Source organism: Micromonospora sp. WMMD712 (assembly GCF_029581295.1).
GTDB lineage: Bacteria > Actinomycetota > Actinomycetes > Mycobacteriales > Micromonosporaceae > Micromonospora > Micromonospora carbonacea.
The window spans coordinates 6,475,488-6,491,041 of record NZ_CP120743.1 but is presented as its reverse complement, the minus strand read 5'-3'; the positions used below and the strand labels follow the sequence as shown (position 1 = coordinate 6,491,041).

17 protein-coding genes are annotated in these 15,554 nt (G+C 75.2%); 7 read left to right on the top strand and 10 right to left on the bottom strand.

Features of this window, described 5'->3' with window-relative positions; all coding sequences use genetic code 11:
* Nucleotides 1–79: 79 nt before the first annotated feature.
* From O7633_RS28100 to rsmD, 3 genes are all read right to left on the bottom strand, one after another.
* Entirely contained in the window at nucleotides 80–577 is a 498-nt protein-coding gene (locus O7633_RS28100; RefSeq protein ID WP_074473803.1) for a hypothetical protein, read from the bottom strand.
* Between the two features lie 302 nt (nucleotides 578–879).
* A complete protein-coding gene (gene coaD, locus O7633_RS28095) occupies nucleotides 880–1,368 on the bottom strand; it encodes a pantetheine-phosphate adenylyltransferase (RefSeq protein WP_074473802.1) in 489 nt (162 codons plus the stop codon).
* Nucleotides 1,365–1,928, bottom strand: coding sequence for a 16S rRNA (guanine(966)-N(2))-methyltransferase RsmD (rsmD, locus tag O7633_RS28090; protein WP_074473801.1), 564 nt, complete (start codon nucleotides 1,926–1,928; stop codon nucleotides 1,365–1,367). Before rsmD ends, coaD begins: the two co-directional genes overlap by 4 nt.
* Nucleotides 1,929–2,239: 311 nt before the next feature.
* On the opposite strand from rsmD, the gene O7633_RS28085 reads away from it, so the two are divergent.
* Nucleotides 2,240–3,511, top strand: coding sequence for a cell wall anchor protein (locus tag O7633_RS28085; RefSeq protein ID WP_282324545.1), 1,272 nt, complete (start codon nucleotides 2,240–2,242; stop codon nucleotides 3,509–3,511).
* A gap of 575 nt (nucleotides 3,512–4,086) precedes the next feature.
* Here the strand turns inward: O7633_RS28085 and recG are convergent.
* Nucleotides 4,087–6,348 (bottom strand): ATP-dependent DNA helicase RecG, encoded by a 2,262-nt coding sequence (gene recG / locus O7633_RS28080; protein ID WP_282324544.1) that lies wholly within the window; start codon nucleotides 6,346–6,348, stop codon nucleotides 4,087–4,089.
* On the bottom strand, nucleotides 6,345–7,982 hold the full coding sequence (locus O7633_RS28075; protein WP_278136365.1) for a DAK2 domain-containing protein: 1,638 nt from the start codon (nucleotides 7,980–7,982) through the stop codon (nucleotides 6,345–6,347). The genes recG and O7633_RS28075 overlap by 4 nt, the downstream gene beginning before the upstream one ends.
* A gap of 277 nt (nucleotides 7,983–8,259) precedes the next feature.
* Between O7633_RS28075 and rpmB the strand changes: the two genes are divergently transcribed.
* Nucleotides 8,260–8,451, top strand: coding sequence for a 50S ribosomal protein L28 (gene rpmB / locus O7633_RS28070; RefSeq protein WP_007075181.1), 192 nt, complete (start codon nucleotides 8,260–8,262; stop codon nucleotides 8,449–8,451).
* Nucleotides 8,452–8,543: 92 nt separating this feature from the next.
* Nucleotides 8,544–9,800, top strand: a complete 1,257-nt coding sequence (locus tag O7633_RS28065; RefSeq protein WP_282324543.1) for an ATP-grasp domain-containing protein — start codon at nucleotides 8,544–8,546, stop codon at nucleotides 9,798–9,800.
* 49 nt (nucleotides 9,801–9,849) lie between these two features.
* Here O7633_RS28065 and O7633_RS28060 read toward each other — a convergent pair whose 3' ends face one another.
* Nucleotides 9,850–10,317 carry a GNAT family N-acetyltransferase gene (locus O7633_RS28060; RefSeq protein ID WP_282324541.1) on the bottom strand — a complete coding sequence of 156 codons (468 nt, stop codon included), beginning with the start codon at nucleotides 10,315–10,317 and terminating at the stop codon, nucleotides 9,850–9,852.
* A gap of 30 nt (nucleotides 10,318–10,347) precedes the next feature.
* Complete coding sequence (locus O7633_RS28055; RefSeq protein WP_282324540.1) at nucleotides 10,348–11,286, bottom strand: thiamine-phosphate kinase; 939 nt, start codon at nucleotides 11,284–11,286, stop codon at nucleotides 10,348–10,350.
* Nucleotides 11,287–11,501: 215 nt separating this feature from the next.
* Between O7633_RS28055 and O7633_RS28050 the strand changes: the two genes are divergently transcribed.
* Nucleotides 11,502–11,735: an Lrp/AsnC ligand binding domain-containing protein gene (locus O7633_RS28050; RefSeq protein ID WP_043962303.1), complete on the top strand. Its 234-nt coding sequence runs from the start codon at nucleotides 11,502–11,504 to the stop codon at nucleotides 11,733–11,735.
* A 99-nt stretch (nucleotides 11,736–11,834) separates the two neighbouring features.
* Nucleotides 11,835–12,371 carry a DUF3515 family protein gene (locus O7633_RS28045; protein ID WP_282328666.1) on the top strand — a complete coding sequence of 179 codons (537 nt, stop codon included), beginning with the start codon at nucleotides 11,835–11,837 and terminating at the stop codon, nucleotides 12,369–12,371.
* Nucleotides 12,372–12,445: 74 nt separating this feature from the next.
* Here O7633_RS28045 and O7633_RS28040 read toward each other — a convergent pair whose 3' ends face one another.
* From O7633_RS28040 to O7633_RS28030, 3 genes are all read right to left on the bottom strand, one after another.
* Entirely contained in the window at nucleotides 12,446–13,543 is a 1,098-nt protein-coding gene (locus tag O7633_RS28040) for a D-alanine--D-alanine ligase family protein (protein WP_282324538.1), read from the bottom strand.
* Nucleotides 13,544–13,824: 281 nt separating this feature from the next.
* Nucleotides 13,825–14,040 (bottom strand): hypothetical protein, encoded by a 216-nt coding sequence (locus O7633_RS28035; protein ID WP_282324537.1) that lies wholly within the window; start codon nucleotides 14,038–14,040, stop codon nucleotides 13,825–13,827.
* The gene (locus O7633_RS28030) at nucleotides 14,037–14,240 is read right to left on the bottom strand and encodes a hypothetical protein (protein ID WP_074473792.1); all 204 of its coding nucleotides are present in this window, start codon (nucleotides 14,238–14,240) and stop codon (nucleotides 14,037–14,039) included. The genes O7633_RS28035 and O7633_RS28030 overlap by 4 nt, the downstream gene beginning before the upstream one ends.
* A 227-nt stretch (nucleotides 14,241–14,467) precedes the next feature.
* On the opposite strand from O7633_RS28030, the gene O7633_RS28025 reads away from it, so the two are divergent.
* Both O7633_RS28025 and O7633_RS28020 read left to right on the top strand, forming a co-directional pair.
* Entirely contained in the window at nucleotides 14,468–15,313 is an 846-nt protein-coding gene (locus tag O7633_RS28025) for a helix-turn-helix transcriptional regulator (protein WP_278132868.1), read from the top strand.
* Nucleotides 15,314–15,316: 3 nt separating this feature from the next.
* Complete coding sequence (locus O7633_RS28020) at nucleotides 15,317–15,529, top strand: DUF397 domain-containing protein (RefSeq protein WP_282324536.1); 213 nt, start codon at nucleotides 15,317–15,319, stop codon at nucleotides 15,527–15,529.
* Nucleotides 15,530–15,554: the final 25 nt, after the last annotated feature.

Below are 15,554 nucleotides of genomic sequence, written 5' to 3'. Positions count from 1 at the left end.
AAAAAGGTTACCTGGGCGGCCCCCGCACCGTCGAACCGGGGGCGACGCCCGCCCCGCCTGTCGGCTGCTGAGGTGCCGCTCAGAAGGGTAGCGGGCGGTCGGCCTCGTCCCCACCGAAGGTGCCGATCTCGCGCAGCGCGTGCATCTTGTCCCGGCCACGCTCGATGGAGGCCAGCGCCCGGGTGAGGAACTGCTCGAAGTTGGCCAGCGCGGTGTCGACGTAGTCGTCGACCTCCTCGCGCAGCCGCTGCGCCTCGGCCCGGGCCTCGGCGATGATCCGGGCGCCCTCGTGCTCGGCGGAGACCGTGATCTCGTTCACCGACACCAGGCGGGCGTGTTCCGCCTCACCCTCGCTGATGATCCGGTCGGCCTCCCGCTTGCCGGCATCCATGATCTTGTCCCGCTCCTCCAGCAGGGCCGCCGCCCGGCGCAGGTCGGCGGGGAGGCCGGCGCGCAGTTCGTCGAGCGCGGCGATCATCTCACCCCGGTCGACCATGCAGTTGTTCCGCGACATCGGGACGGAGCGGGCCTGCTCCACCATGGCGATCAGTTCGTCGATGCGGTCGAGCGGGTCCACCGGTACCTCACTCCTGTCGTTCGTCGGCCGACCTACATGATGCGGGCTACGGCCGGGTTCCCGCTCGAACCATCATGTCGCGCCCCGGCCACCGCCCGCCGATCCACCCCGCCCGGCGCGTCGTGTCGCGGCCGGTCAGAGCGTCGTGCACGGCCGGGCCGGCCGGCCGGACCCGCCGGTCGGGGGCGTCGGCCCGCCGCCGGGTCGCCTGGCCGCGCGGCCGGGCGACCCGGCCCGGGCGAAGGACCACCGCCGGTCAGGCCGGCCCGCCGCGCGGCCGGGCGAAGGACCACCGCCGCAGGTCAGGAACGCGGCGGCGGGCCGAGCCGGACCTGGAGGGCCTCGCGGACCAGGTCGGGCACGTGGGCGGAGACGTCGCCGCCCCACTTGGCCACGTCCTTGACCAGACTGGAGGAGAGGAAGGAGTAGAGCGGGTTCGTCGGCATGAACAGCGTCTCGACGCCGGCCAGGCCGATGTTCATCTGGGCCATCTGGAGCTCGTAGTCGAAGTCGCTGACCGCCCGCAGACCCTTGATCAGGACGCTGGCCCGCTGGGCGCGGCAGAAGTCGACAAGCAGACCGCGGAAGGACGCGACCCGCACGTTCTCGTAGGAGGAGGTGACCTCGCGGAGCATCTCGATCCGCTCCTCGACGGTGAACAGGCCACTCTTCGACTGGTTGATCAGCACGCCGACGATCACCTCGTCGAAGAGCCGGGCGGCCCGCCCGATGATGTCGAGGTGTCCATTGGTGACCGGGTCGAACGAGCCGGGACACACCGCACGTCTCATGATCGGCGACCGTACCAAAGGGTGGTCTCGCCGTAACGGCGGCTGCGCTCGGCAGTGACGCCCTCCACCCAGCCGACCGGCCCGGTCCGGCTGGAGCGCTCGACCACCACGAGGGCGTCCGCCGCCAGCCAGCCGCCGTCGACCAGAGCGGCCAGCATCGCGGTGACGTCGGCATCGGGCACGGCGTACGGGGGGTCGGCGAAGACCACGTCGTACGGCCCGCCGTCCGGGCCGGCGGCCAGCACCGTGGCGACCCTGCCGGTGACGAGCCGGGCGGCCGGGGCGGCCCGCAGCGCGGCGATGTTCTCCCGCACCACGCGGGCGGCGCGCGGGTCGGACTCGACCAGCAGCACGTGCGCCGCCCCCCGGGACAGCGCCTCCAGGCCGACGGCGCCCGACCCGGCGTACAGGTCGGCGAAGCGCGCCCCGGCCAGGTCGACCTCGGCCTGCACGGCGCTGAACAGCGCCTCCCGGACGCGGTCGGAGGTGGGCCGGGTGCCGGCGCCGGGCGGCGCGGCGATGCGCCGGCCGCCGAGCGCCCCGGCGACGATCCGGGTCACCGACTGCTCCTGCTCATGCCCCGACGCTACGCGACGCCGGCACCGGGGCGGGCGGCACCGTGCGTGCCGCCGGCGTCCCCACGCGAACACGTTACGTATATCAATGATCTCAAGTTCATAACATCACCCTTAGGGCTATCTGAGCGCTGTAACGGTCGGCGCGTTCTCGCTAGGGTCTGCCGGGTGCCGGCTGCGCTCCGCCGGCCCACCGGCGCCGGGAGGCGTCGTCGCGGGTGCGCCTGACCCGGCCGCGACCGCTGACCGCCGTTGCCCGCGCCGCACCCTGACGTTTCTTCACCCCGGGAGTACGCGTGATCCGTCCCAAGCTGTCGCCACGGCGACCGCTCGTCGTGGCCGCCGCCGCCCTGGCCGGCCTCGCCACGGCGTTCGCGGTCTCGTCGCCGGCCCTGGCGACCAGCCCCTCGCCGACCGCCACGGCGTCGCCCACCCCGACCGCCGCGGCGACCTCGCCCGCCAACGAGGGACCGGCCTGCGTCAGCGCGGCCGACGCCCGCTACACGCACACCTTCAAGGGCAAGCGCGGCGAGGCCAGCATCACGCTGGTCAACGGCCCGCTCTGCGAGGGCGAGGAGCAGGCCCTCGCGCTGGTCTCGTACGTCGCCCCGTCGGCGAAGATCGCCTTCCCCCAGTACGTGCTCGACAAGTCGGTCAAGAAGTTCACCGGCGTCGGCGCGGGCGAGCTGGGCGTGGCGACCCTCGACTTCAAGGTCGAGGTCCCCCAGTGCTACACCCAGGTCGACTTCGTCTTCGGTGACGAGATCATCGACCCGCTCACCGAGACCGGCCCGCGGTACAACAACCGCAAGGTCGGCAGCCCCAAGGGCATCGGTTCCCAGTCGAAGGGCCCGCAGGCCTGGTACAACGGCGGCTCCGAGACGTGCAGCCCGGTCCCCGAGGTCATCGCGCAGTCCGACTGCGAGGGCAACGTCGAGCTGACCCTGGTCAACCGCAGCGGCAACGCGGCGGCGGCGTTCACCATCACCGGCAGCGGCGGCTACACCGAGACCGTCTCCGTGCCGATGCGCAAGATCGAGACCCGCAAGCTGAACCCCGGCCAGGCGCAGGAGCTCAAGGTCACCGCCCCCGGCATGGAGGACTTCACCGGCGGCTGGGCCAAGCCCGAGGACTGCCAGGAGCCCGAGGTCGGCGAGCCCGACGGCGGCTACGAGTCGACCTGCGACGAGATGATCTTCCGGATCGCGAACCCGGAGAACGGCGCGACCCTGACCTCGACCTTCACCTCGAGCACCGGCGAGCCGAAGACCGTCACGGTCGAGCCCGGCCGCGACGTCACCGTCACCTTCCCGGCCAGCCCCGGCCTGACCGTGACCGTCACCGGTGACCTCGCCTCCGGCGAGGCGATCAAGTGGGAGCAGCCGAAGGACTGCGAGGACGGCGAGGGCGGCGAGGAGGGCGGCTCCGGCGGTGGCGACCAGGAGGGTGGCCTCCCGGTGACCGGCGCGGCGGCCGGCGGCATCGCCGCCGGCGCGGCGGCCCTGCTCGCGGTCGGCGCGGTGCTCTTCGTGCTGGCCCGGCGTCGCCGGATCCGCTTCACCGCCTGAGCTGAACTGATCTGACGCACCGGCGAGGGCGCGTCGACCACCCCGGTCGACGCGCCCTCGCCGTGTGTCTGCTCTCTGGTGCCTCGCGTCTGGGGTGGCGGGGGTGGGTGCCTCGCGGCGGTGGGTGCCTCGCGGCGGGGGGCGGGTGCGTCGCGGCGGGGGGCGGGTGCGTCGCGGCGGGGGGCGGGGTGCGTCGCGGCGGATGTCTCGCCCCGCACGCCCAGCGCCCAACGGGTAGATCGCGCTCGATCGCGGATCGAGTGGCATCGCGCCCCGCTCGGACGCCACTCGATCCGTGTTTCAGCACGATCTTGGCGCGGGCGTACGCGCAGACACGGTCCGCCCCGGCGGGCCCGCAACGGACCCGGCGCGGCCTGAGCCCGCCACCGGGGACCGAGCTGTCATGTCGGCGACATGGCGGTATCAGCAGGGCCCGGATACCGCCATGTCGCCGACATGGAGTCGATCATCGGCCTGGCACCCGCCAGTCGGGTAACCGGCCCAGACAGGCAGCCGGCCCAGGCAGGAACCTGCGGCGGGCAGGGAGCCACGGCCGGCAGGGAAGCCTGGGCCGGTCAGCCCTTCTCCAGGTATTCCGCGCGTTCGGCGTCGACCAGGGCGGCCACCGAGGCGGCCAGCGCCGGATGACGGGCCAGCTCCGGATCCTCCTCCACCAGCGCGATCGCCTCGGCGCGGGCGTCACGGATCAGGTCGGTGTCGCGCAGCAGCGACAGCAGCCGCAGGTGCGAGCGCCGGCCGGACTGGGTCGCCCCGAGCACGTCGCCCTCGCGGCGCTGCTCCAGGTCGAGCTCGGCGAGCTTGAAGCCGTCCGTGGTGGACGCCACCGCGTCGAGGCGTTCCCGGGCCGACGAGCCCTCGGCCGCCTCGGTGACCAGCAGGCAGAGCCCCGCCGCCGAGCCCCGGCCCACCCGGCCGCGCAACTGGTGCAGCTGGGAGACGCCGAACCGGTCGGCGTCCAGCACGATCATCACGGTGGCGTTGGGCACGTTGACGCCGACCTCGATGACGGTCGTGGCGACCAGCACGTCCAGCTCGCCGTCGGCGAAGGCGCGCATCACGGCGTCCTTCTCGTCGGCGGGCAGCCGCCCGTGCAGGACCCCGATCCGCAGCCCGTGCAGCGGCCCCTCGGCGAGCAGCGGGGCGACCTCGGTGACCGCGAGCGGGGGCCGGCGGCCGTTGTCGTCCTCCCGGGGCGGCTCCTCCTCCGCCCCGGACCCCGAGCCGCCCGGCCCCGAGCCGCCCGGCCCCGAGCCACCCGACCCCGACGCCGGGTCCCCGATCCGGGGGCACACCACGTACGCCTGGTGGCCGGCGGCGACCTCCTCGCGCAGCCGACGCCAGGCCCGGTCGAGGAACGCCGGCTTCTCGGCCGCCGGCACCACGTGCGAGGCGATCGGCGAGCGCCCCTGCGGGAGCTGGGTGAGCGCGGAGACCTCCAGGTCGCCGTAGACGGTCATCGCCACCGTGCGCGGGATCGGCGTCGCTGTCATCACCAGCACGTGCGGCGGCTGCTCCGCCTTGGCGCGCAGCGCGTCGCGCTGCTCCACACCGAACCGGTGCTGCTCGTCGACCACGACGAGGCCCAGGTCGGCGAAGTCGACGCCCTCGTAGAGCAGGGCGTGGGTGCCGAGCACGATGCCGGCCCGGCCGGCGGCTACCTCGGCGAGGGCCCGACGGCGGGCCGCCGCGCCCAGCGAGCCGGTGACCAGCTCCACCGAGGTGGCCCCGTCGGCGGCGCCCAGCTCCCCGGCCCGGGCCAGCGGGCCGAGCAGGTCGAGGATGCCCCGGTGGTGCTGGGCGGCGAGCACCTCGGTCGGGGCGAGCAGGGCGGCCTGGCCCCCGGCGTCGACCACCTGGAGCATCGCCCGCAGCGCCACCACCGTCTTGCCGGAGCCGACCTCGCCCTGCAACAGCCGGTGCATCGGGTGGGCGGTGGACAGGTCGGCCGCGATCTCCGCGCCGACGGCCCGCTGGCCGCCGGTCAGCTCGTACGGCAGCCGGGCGTCGAACGCGTCGAGCAGCCCGCCGGCGCGCGGCGGCCGGGACCGGGCCGGCCAGGCGGCGGCCCGGTGCTTGCGCTGCACCAGGGTGAGCTGCACGGCGAACGCCTCGTCCCACTTGAGCCGGCGGCGGGCCCGGTAGAGGGCCTCCTTGCTCGACGGCCGATGGATCTCGCGCAGGGCGGTGCCGAGGTCGATCAGGTTGCGGGTGGCCCGGACGGCGGCGGGCTGCGGGTCCTCCGGCGGGGTGAAGGTGTCCAGCACCACCCGCACGCAGCGGGCGATCACCCAGGTCGGCACGGCCGCGGCGGCCGGGTAGACCGGGATCAGGGCCCCGGCGAACTCCTCGACCTCCTCGTTGGCGGCGGCCTCGCCGTCGCCACCCTCGCCGAGCAGCACGTATTCCGGGCCGTTGAGCTGGCGCTTGCCCCGGAACTCGGTGACCTTGCCGGCGAACAGCCCCCACCGGCCGGGGCGCAGCTCCCGCTCCCGCCACGCCTGGTTGCCGAAGAACGTGCAGGTGAGCACCCCGCCGGAGTCGTCGCCGACGGTGACCTCCAGCAGCTTGCCCCGGCGCTGGCGCATCGGCCGCACGTCGGTGCGCCGCACCTGGGCCAGCACGGTGACCTGCTCGCCGACGTCGAGCGACCGGATGTCGGTGTGCTCGCCGCGCTCGTCGTAGCGGCGGGGGAAGTGGTGCACCAGGTCGCCGGCGGTGTGCAGGTCGAGGTGGGCGGCCAGGGCCTTGGCCGTCTTCTCCCCGACCAGCTTCTTCAGCGGCGTGTCGACCGTGGCCGGCTCGGACGTCGTCGTCATTCGACCCCCACCAGGAGCGGATAGTGCGGCTGGCCGCCCGCATATGCCTGGACCTCCACGAACGGCCAGCGTCGGGCGACGTGCTCGGCGACGGCGTCGGCCAGCCCCTCGGGGGCGTCCGCCCCGGAGAGCAGGGTGACCAGCTCACCGCCACCGCCGAGCATGCGGTCGACCACGGCGGTGCAGGTGTCGGCGAGGTCGGCCCCGATCAGGTGCACCTCGCCCTCGACGAGGGCCAGCACGTCGCCGGGGCGGCACGGGCCGGCGACGGTGAGCGCCTCGCGGCTGGCCCAGCAGACCTCGGCGTAGCGGCAGGCCCCCGCCGCCTCGGCCATCGCGATGACGTCGTCGGCGAAGCGGCGCTGCGGGTCGCGCACGGCGAGCGCGGCCAGCGCCTGCACCGGCGACCGGGTCGGCACCACGCTGACCCGTACCCCCAGGGCGTGCGCCTCCCGCGCGGCGGCGTGGGCGACGGCCTGGGTGTTGGGGTCGTTGGGCAGCACCACCACCCGGGCCGCCGCCGTGGCGCGGATCGCGTCGAGCAGCGCGCCGGTGGACGGGTTGCCCGGCACCACGGTCGCCCCCTCCCCCGCGAACAGCTCGGCGATGCCCGCCCCCGAGGCGACCACCACGGCCGCCCGGCCGTCGCCCGTCGGGGCCGCCGCGCCGGCGTCGACCGGGGCGGCGGGCGGTTGGTCGGCGAAGCGGGTCACCGAGATCCGGTGCGGCCGGCCGGCCGCCACCCCCGCCTCGATCGCCGCGCCGACGTCGTTGACGTGCACGTGCACGTTCCAGGTGGCCGACGCCGCGCCGCCGGCCCCGTCGCCGACCACCACCAGCGAGTCGCCGAGCCCGGCCAGGGTCCGCCGCATCCGGGCCACCGCGTCGGCGTCGGCGTCGAGCAGGAACTGCACCTCGTACGCGTAGTCCGGCGAGCCGGTCTCCCGGGCGGCCGTGGCCGGCGGGCGGACCGGGCGGGGCGCGGGGGCCGGCCGGCGCGGACTCTCGCCCGTGACCACCTCGACCAGCGCGTCGAGCAGCAGGCAGAGCCCCCGGCCACCGGCGTCGACCACGCCGGCGCGGGCGAGCGCCGGCAACTGCTCGGGGGTGCGGGCCAGCGCCTCGGCCGCCGCGCCGGCCGCCGCCCGGGCGACGGCGGGCAGGTCGTCGCTGTCGGCCGCGCCGGCCGCGTGGGCCGCCGCGGCGACCACGCTGAGCACGGTGCCCTCGACGGGCTCGGCCACGGCGGAGTAGGCGGCGGCGGTGGCGTCGCCGAGCGCGGCGGCGAGCTGCCGGCCCCGCACCGCCGGGGCGGCGGCCAGGGCGTCGGCGAGGCCGCGCAGGATCTGCGACAGGATGACCCCGGAGTTGCCCCGGGCGCCCAGCAGCGCGCCGCGCGCCATCAGCCGCAGCGCGTGCCCGTGTGCGGTGGGCCCGCCGTCGGGCAGGGTGGCCAGGTCCATCGCGAGCGCCTGCTGGGCCGAGGTGAGGGTGAGCACCAGGTTGGTGCCGGTGTCGCCGTCGGGGACCGGGTAGACGTTGAGGTCGTCGATCTCGCCCTGGTGCCGGCGCAGCGCGGCCAGCCCGCCCGCGCACCAGCGGCGCACCGCGGCGGCGTCGAGGGTGTCCAGCACGTCGGGAAGCCTACTGGCGCACACCGACACCCGCCGGGGGCGACGCCACCATGTCGGCGACCCGGCGGCGGCACCGCTGCGGCACGGCGACGCCCCGAAGGCGATCCAGTGGCGGCACGACGGCGACATGACGGCGGCGACGGTGCCGGGGACGCCCCTGCCACGGCGTCACCAGGGGCCCGGTTGGGCCGCGACGGGGGCATCGGGTAACCTGGCCAGGTTGCCCGGGCTGCGCCTGGCGGCGACCTCATGAACGTATCAATCCCAGGAGTATCCCGTGGCTAGCGTGTGCGACGTCTGTGGCAAGGGGCCGGGCTTCGGCCACAACGTGTCCCACTCGCACCGGCGGACCAACCGCCGCTGGAACCCGAACATCCAGTCGGTGCGCACCCCGGCCGGTGGCGGCACCACCAAGAAGCTGAAGGTCTGCACCTCCTGCATCAAGGCCGGCAAGGTCACCCGCGCCTGACGCGGTAGCGCCGACCCACCCATCGTCGACAAGCCGGCGGGCCCGAGGGCCCGCCGGCTTGTGGTGTGCGCGTTCCAGCAGGGAGGCATCCGTTGGACCTGGGCCTGGGCCCCGCCGAGATGATCGTCGTCGGGGCCTCGCTGGGCACCCTGCGCTGGCTCGACGAGGAGCTGCCGGCGGGCAGCGTGGTCGTCGTCGAGGAGCCCGACGTGATCGACCGGCGTGGCGTCGACGAGCTGGTCGGGCGGCTGTCCGTCCTGGCCCGGGTCGTGCCGGCCGAATACCAGACGGGCTTCGACGCGGACGCGCTGCTCGCCCGCGAGCCGGAGCTGGCCGGGGCCCGCCTCGTCATGCCGGGCCTGGAGTACGCCGTCGGCGCCGCCGCGCGCCTCGCCGCCCGCCTCGGCCTGCCCGGCGCCGGGGCGGAGGCCGCCGACGTCTTCTCCGACAAGCACCGGATGCGGCTGCTCGCCGCCGGGGCCGGGCTGCCGAACCCGGCGTACGCGCTGGTGGGCGGGCCGGCGGAGGCGATGGAGTTCGCGCGCCGGCACGGCGGTCGCTGCGTGCTCAAGCCGACCCGGCGCTCGGGCAGCCTCGGCGTGCGGCTGGTCGCCGACCCGGCCGAGATCCCGGCCGCCTGGGCGGCCACCGCGTCCCCGGAGGCCCCGCCGGAGGCCACCGACCGAGGGCTGCCCACGCAGGTCCTCGCCGAGCAGGTGCTCGACGGCCGGGAGCACAGCGTCGAGCTGCTCGTCGCCGACGGCGAGGTGATCTTCGGCAACGTCACCGACAAGCGGGTGCTGCCCGGTCCCCTGCCGGTCGAGACGGGGCACACCGTCCCGTCGGCGCTGCCCGGGGCGACCCGCCGCGACCTGCTCGACGCGGCGGGGCGGCTGTGCGCCGCCGCCGGCTTCCGCACCGGGGTGCTGCACAGCGAGTGGATCGTCGTCGACGGCGTTCCGCACCTGGTGGAGTGCGCCGCCCGGCTGCCCGGCGACATGATCACCGCGCTGATCTCGATCGGCTACGAGTTCGGCTTCATCGACGCGTACCTGCGGGTGCTGCGCGGCGAGCGGCCGGCGCTGCCGGCCCGGCCGACCGGGGCGGCGGCGGTGGAGTTCCTGCTCGCGCAGCCGGGCACCGTCACCGGCATCGAGGGGCTGCGGCCGGCCCGCCGGGTGGCCGGGGTGCTGGAGGTGCAGCTCGACACCGCCGTCGGCGCGACCGTCGCGCCGGTCACGTCGTCGGGCCGGCGCAGCGGGCACGTGCTGGCCTGGGGCGTCGACCCGGCCGAGGCCGAGCGGGCCGCCCGCGCCGCCGCCGCCGAGATCCGCGTCACCGTCGCCTGACGGCCCGCCGCCCGCAGCGGCCGACCCGGCGGCGGGCCGGGCGGGTCGGTCAGAGGGTGCGGCCGAACGATAGGCAGCCCGGGTGGTCCCGGTAGAAGCCGAAGTTCGGGATGCGCTCGTAGCCGACCGTGCTGTACATGGCGATCGCCTCGGGCTGCTTGTCGCCGCACTCCAGGACGAGCCGCTTGCGCCCGTGCTCGCGGGCGGACCGCTCGACGGCGGCGAGCACCGCCCGGGCCACGCCCCGCCCCCGCGCCTGCGGGCTGGTGTACATGCGCTTCAGCTCGGCGGTCTCCCCGGCGTCGCCGTGGCTGCGCCAGCCGCCGCACCCGACGGGCTCCCCCGCGAGGTAGGCCACCAGGAACGCGCCGTGCGGCGGCACGAACTCGGCGGCGTCGACCGGGGTGTCGTCGCCGCTGCCCCCGTACCGCCGGCCCAGGTCCGCCAGGGCGGCCCGGATGAGCGCCTGGGCCTCCGAGGAGTCGAAGCGGGCCGGGCGGATCTCGATCTCGCTCACGGGGGAAAGGGTACGTCGCCGGCCGGCCCCCTACCGGAAGTGGTCCCAGCCGGTCGGGCCGTCGTACGCCTCGCCGTCGACGGTGACGCCGGTGCCCTCCGTCACCCGGCCGACGGCCCGCCACGGGTCGGGCAGCGCCACCGCCGGAGGGAACGTGGCCGCCAGCGCGTGGTCGTCGCCGCCGGCGAGGATCCACGAGTACGGGTCGACCCCGAGCGCCTGGGCGGCGTCGCGCATCTGCCGGGGCACCTCGAAGGCGTCCCGCCGCACGTCGATGCCGACCCCGCTGGCGCGGGCGACGTGCCCGAGGTCGGCGAGCAGCCCGTCCGACACGTCGATCATGGCGGTGGCCCCGAGCCGGGCGGCGTGCGCCCCGGCCGCGTACGGCACCTCGGGCCGCCGGTACGCCTCGACCAGGATCTTCGGCGTGCGGAAGCCCCGGGACAGCACGGTGTAGCCGGCGGCGGCGTACCCGCTGCGGCCGGCGAGCGCCACGACGTGCCCCGGGCGGGCCCCCGAGCGGACGACGGGGGCCCGGCCGCCCAGGTCGCCCAGCGCGGTGACGGCGATCGTCAGCGTGGGGCTCGCCGACATGTCGCCGCCGACCACGCTCGCGCCCACGGTCGCGGCCTCGGCCCCGAGCCCGTCGGCCAGCTCCTCGGCCCAGGCCGGGTCGAGATCCGCCGGCATGCACAGGGCCACCAGCAGGGCCGTCGGGGTGGCGCCCATCGCCGCGATGTCGGCCAGGTTGGCCGCCGCCGCCCGGTGCCCGACGTCGCGGGCGGCGGACCAGTCCCGGCGGAAGTGCCGCCCCTCGACGAGCACGTCGGTGGAGGCGACCACCCGGGCGTCCGGCGCGGCCAGCACCGCCCCGTCGTCGCCGGGCCCGAGCAGGCACGACGCCCCCTGGGGCAGCCGGGCGGTGACCCGGTCGATCAACCCGAACTCACCGATTCCGGTCACGCTCATGCCCGCTCCCCGCCGCGGCCGTGCCCACCGTGGACCCGGGACGGTCCCCTGCCCCGCCCGCCGGGGACCCGGGATCGTCCCGCCGCCCGCCCGCCGTCGCGCCCGTCGCGCTCGCTCACCGCTTCTCCTTGGCCACCGATAGGGATCAGACCTGGTCCGTAAGGTAGTTTCACCCTTCGGGCCGCCCAGCGGCGGCGACGGACGGAGGTCGAGTCGTGGTACAGGCGTACATCCTCATCCAGACAGAGGTGGGTCGGGCGCGTGACGTGGCCGGCCTGATCGGCGACCTTCCCGGCGTGGTGCGGGTCGACGCCGTCACCGGGCCGTACGACGTGGTCGTGCTCACCGAGGCCAACACGGTCGACGAGCTCGGCAAACTCATCGTCAGCAACGTGCAGATGGTGCCCGGCATCACCCGCACCCTCACGTGTTCGGTGGTGCGCCTGTAAGTGGACGAGATCACTTCCTCCACCGAGTCCCCGGCCGGGCCGGAGGCGACCGACGCCGCCGGCACCCCGCGCCGGGACCGCACCAACCGCAGCGCCGCGCTGCTGGCCACGCTGGTCGCGGTGCCGGTCACCGTGGCCGTGGCCGGGTTCACCTTCGCCAAGCTGACCCCGGACGCCCCGGCCGCCGGGCCGGGCCCGACGGCGACCAGCGCCGGGCCACGGTCCACCGCGCCGGTCGAGATGGCCGCCCCCCGGCTGGCCGAGCGGCCCGAGACGGTGTGCCGGGCCCTGACGTCGCAGCTCCCGCCGACCGTGCGCGACCTGGCCCAGCGGCCGGTCACCGCCGGCCCCGAGCAGAACGCCGCGTACGGCGACCCGGCGCTCACCATCGCCTGCGGTGGCGCCGAGCCGGAGCCGGACGACACCGACGACGTCTGGGTCGTCAACAAGGTCTGCTGGCACGCGGCCGAGGGGCCGGACGCGACGGTGCTCACCACGCTGGACCGGGAGACGGCGGTGCGGGTGACCGTGCCCCGCACCTACGGTTCGGCTCTGCAGTGGGTCAGCCCCATCTCCGACGTGGTGGTCGCCTCGGTGCCCTCCGGCGGCGACGCCCCCGGCGGTTGCGTCGGCTGACCGTGCGGCTGGCCCGGCCCAGCCACCGCCGGCCGACCCGGCTGCGCCGGCCGGCCGCCGGCTGGTGCGCGCGTTCAGTGCAGGCCGACGCCGCGCCGCTGGGCGGTGCGGATCAGTCGGTTGACCAGCTTCGGATACTCCAGCCCGGAGGCGGCCCACATCAGCGGGAACATCGACGTCGGGGTGAAGCCGGGCATCGTGTTGATCTCGTTGAGGTAGACGTCCAGGTCCGGCGTGACGAAGAAGTCGACCCGGGCCAGCCCGGCGCAGTCCAGGGCGGCGAACGCGCGGACGGCGTAGTCCTGGACCTGCCGGGTGACGTGGTCGGGCAGGGTGGCCGGCAGGTCGTACTCGGGCTCGGAGAGATACTTCGCCTCGAAGTCGTACCAGTCGTGGTCGCCGCCGGCCCGCACCTCGGCCAGGACGGACGCCTCCGCGCCGCCCCCGGCCTCGCCCTCCAGCACGCCGCACTCGACCTCCCGGCCGACGATCGCGCCCTCGACCAGCACCTTCGGGTCGATCTCCCGGGCCGTGGCGACGGCGGCCTCCAGGTCGGCCCAGTCGTCGACCTTCGTGATGCCGAACGACGAGCCGGCCCGGGACGGCTTGACGAAGACGGGCAGCCCGAGCCGCCGCTTGTCCTCCTCGGACAGGGTGACCCCGCTGCGCAGCACGGCGTACGGGCCGACGGGGATGCCCTCGACGGCGCAGAGCTTCTTGGTGAACTCCTTGTCCATCGCGGCGGCGGAGGCGAAGACGTTCGCCCCGACGTAGGGGATGCCGGCCATCTCCAGCATGCCCTGGATGGTGCCGTCCTCGCCGTACGCGCCGTGCAGCACCGGGAAGACCACGTCGACGTCGGCGAGCGCCCGGGGCCCCGCGGCGGGGTCGAGCACCAGCAGCCCGTTGCCGGTGGGGTCGGCCCGCAGCACGAGGTCGGCGCCGGCCTCGGCGGTGATCTCCGGCAGCTGCCGGGCGCTGATCGCCAACTGGGCCGGATCGCCGCTGGTCAGCACCCACTTGCCGGCGCGGGTGATGCCCACGGGGACCACCTCGAACTCGTCCGGGTCGAGCGCGCCGAGCACGCTGCCGGCGCTGACGCAGGAGATGCCGTGCTCGGGGCTGCGGCCGCCGAAGACGAGGGCCACACGGGTCTTGCCTGGGGTGGTCACTCGGTCACCCTTTCGTCGCGACTGCGAGGCTCGTGGTGCTCGCCGGCGGCGCCCACCCGGATGACCTTACTGTGCGTGGCCGGACAACGGAGTTGATACCCGGGGAGAAGCGGCAGCACTGCGCAACCGGTCAACACTGCATATACTCTGCGTAATCGGACCACGCCGGACAGCAGCCCTGCTGGCGGCCGTGGCGGCGAGCGACGGCGCGCCGATCAGAGGCCGTAGCGGCGACCGACAACCCGTGGTCAGAGGCCGTGGCGGCGGCCGACAGCTCGCGGTCAGAGGCCGTAGCGGCGGCCGACGGCGATCACCTTCACCCGCTGCCGCCCGGCCCGCACCATGCCCAGCGCCATGAACGCGCCGGCGATCCGGTCCGCCGCCTCCCGGCTGCTCGCCCCGACGACCTGCCGCCGCCGCTCGGGGGCCTGCCGCTCGTCCCGGTGCACGCCGTCCACCGGACGGACGTCGGTGAGCACCACCAGGAACCGGGTCACCGCCGGCCTCCCGCAGCTCCCCACGCCGGCCGGCCGGGCGAACCCTCCGGCTCCGCGGTGGTCGCCGCCAGCCCGCCGGAGCGGTCCCGGCAGACGTACGCCAGGTGGGCATGGATCCACGCGTCGTCGTTGTCGCGCAGCACGGGGTGTGCGCACCAGCGGCACCGCGACACCCGGGGCCAGCAGGCGGTCACCGTCATGCGAGTCCCTTCCGGTGCGTCCCGGGTGGCGGCACGCGGCGATCGGGTACGGGGGAGAAAACCCGATCGCCACGCGCCCCATCCCCTCCGGTCACTCACCACCGCCGTCGCCACGACAACCGGCAGTGAGGAACTGGTCACAGGTTGCACGCTGATCGGCGTGAATGCAACTCTCATCGCCGTTCTCTCATGTGCATCTTCCCGGGCAGGTGTGCCACCATCGACGCATGGCACCGAAGACGGCCCGGGCCCGACGGCTCGGCATCGCGCTGCGTACGCACCGGGAGGCGGCCGGCCTCACCCTCGAAGCGGCCGCCGACGAGATCAACAGCACCCGCAGCACCCTGTCCCGGTACGAGAACGCCCAGACGCTGATCAGCCCGGCCACGGTGCGCGCCCTGCTCACCCTGTACGGGGTGGGTGCCGACGAGATCGCCGCCGCCGTCCAGCTCGCCAAGGATGCCCGCAAGCCCGGGTGGTGGGTGTCCTACTCGTACCTGCTGGACCGGCGCACCATCGACTTCATCGCGCTCGAGGCGGAGGCCTCCGGCATCGCCAACTTCGAGCCGTCGGTGGTGCCCGGCCTGCTCCAGACCGCGGACTACATCCGGGGGGTGATGCGGGGCGGCCCGCACACCCTCAGCGACGAGCAGGTCGAGCAGCGGGTCCACCTGCGACTCGACCGGCAGCAGCGGATCACCGGCGACGACCCGGCGATCCTCGACGCGATCATCGACGAGGGCGCCCTGCTGCGCCCCGTGGGCGGCCAGGCCGTGATGGAGGCGCAGCTGCACCACCTGCTGAAGATGGCCGAGCTGCCCAACATCACGGTCCAGGTGATCCCCCTGTCCGCCGGCTACCACCGGGGCACCAGGGGGTCGCTGCACATCCTGGAGTTCCCCGACCCGGAGGACCCGATCATCGCGTCGGTGGAAACCGTCGCCGGTCAGATGGTCCTCGACCGGCCCGGCGACCTGCGTACCTGCACCAAGATCATGGAGCACCTGCGGACGGTCGCACTCAGCCCCGCGGCCACCCGGGACCAGCTCCTCCGACTCCTGAAGGGACGGTAGAACATGACCCCGACGACGAGCGCGGCCCTCGCCACGGCGCGATGGCGCAAGAGCAGCCGCAGCGGCGACGAGGGAGCCTGCGTGGAGATGGCGGTCGTACCCGGCAAGGTGGCCGTCCGCGACTCGAAGGACCCGACAGGCCCGGCGCTGCTCTTCCCGCCGACCGCGTGGGCCGCGTTCGCCGCCGCGCCGCCCCTGACCTCCCGGCGTCCCTGACCGCCGCGCGGGCCGGCCGGGGGGT

What these genes read in the sequence shown, in the direction of transcription:
- O7633_RS28030 (WP_074473792.1), bottom strand. Translation starts at nt 14,240, where the DNA reads ATGACGGTGACCGCCTGCTGGCCCCGGGTGTCGCGGTGCCGCTGGTGC.
- O7633_RS28025 (WP_278132868.1), top strand. Translation starts at nt 14,468, where the DNA reads ATGGCACCGAAGACGGCCCGGGCCCGACGGCTCGGCATCGCGCTGCGT.
- recG (WP_282324544.1), bottom strand. Translation starts at nt 6,348, where the DNA reads ATGACGACGACGTCCGAGCCGGCCACGGTCGACACGCCGCTGAAGAAG.
- O7633_RS28055 (WP_282324540.1), bottom strand. Translation starts at nt 11,286, where the DNA reads ATGAGCGTGACCGGAATCGGTGAGTTCGGGTTGATCGACCGGGTCACC.
- O7633_RS28020 (WP_282324536.1), top strand. Translation starts at nt 15,317, where the DNA reads ATGACCCCGACGACGAGCGCGGCCCTCGCCACGGCGCGATGGCGCAAG.
- coaD (WP_074473802.1), bottom strand. Translation starts at nt 1,368, where the DNA reads ATGAGACGTGCGGTGTGTCCCGGCTCGTTCGACCCGGTCACCAATGGA.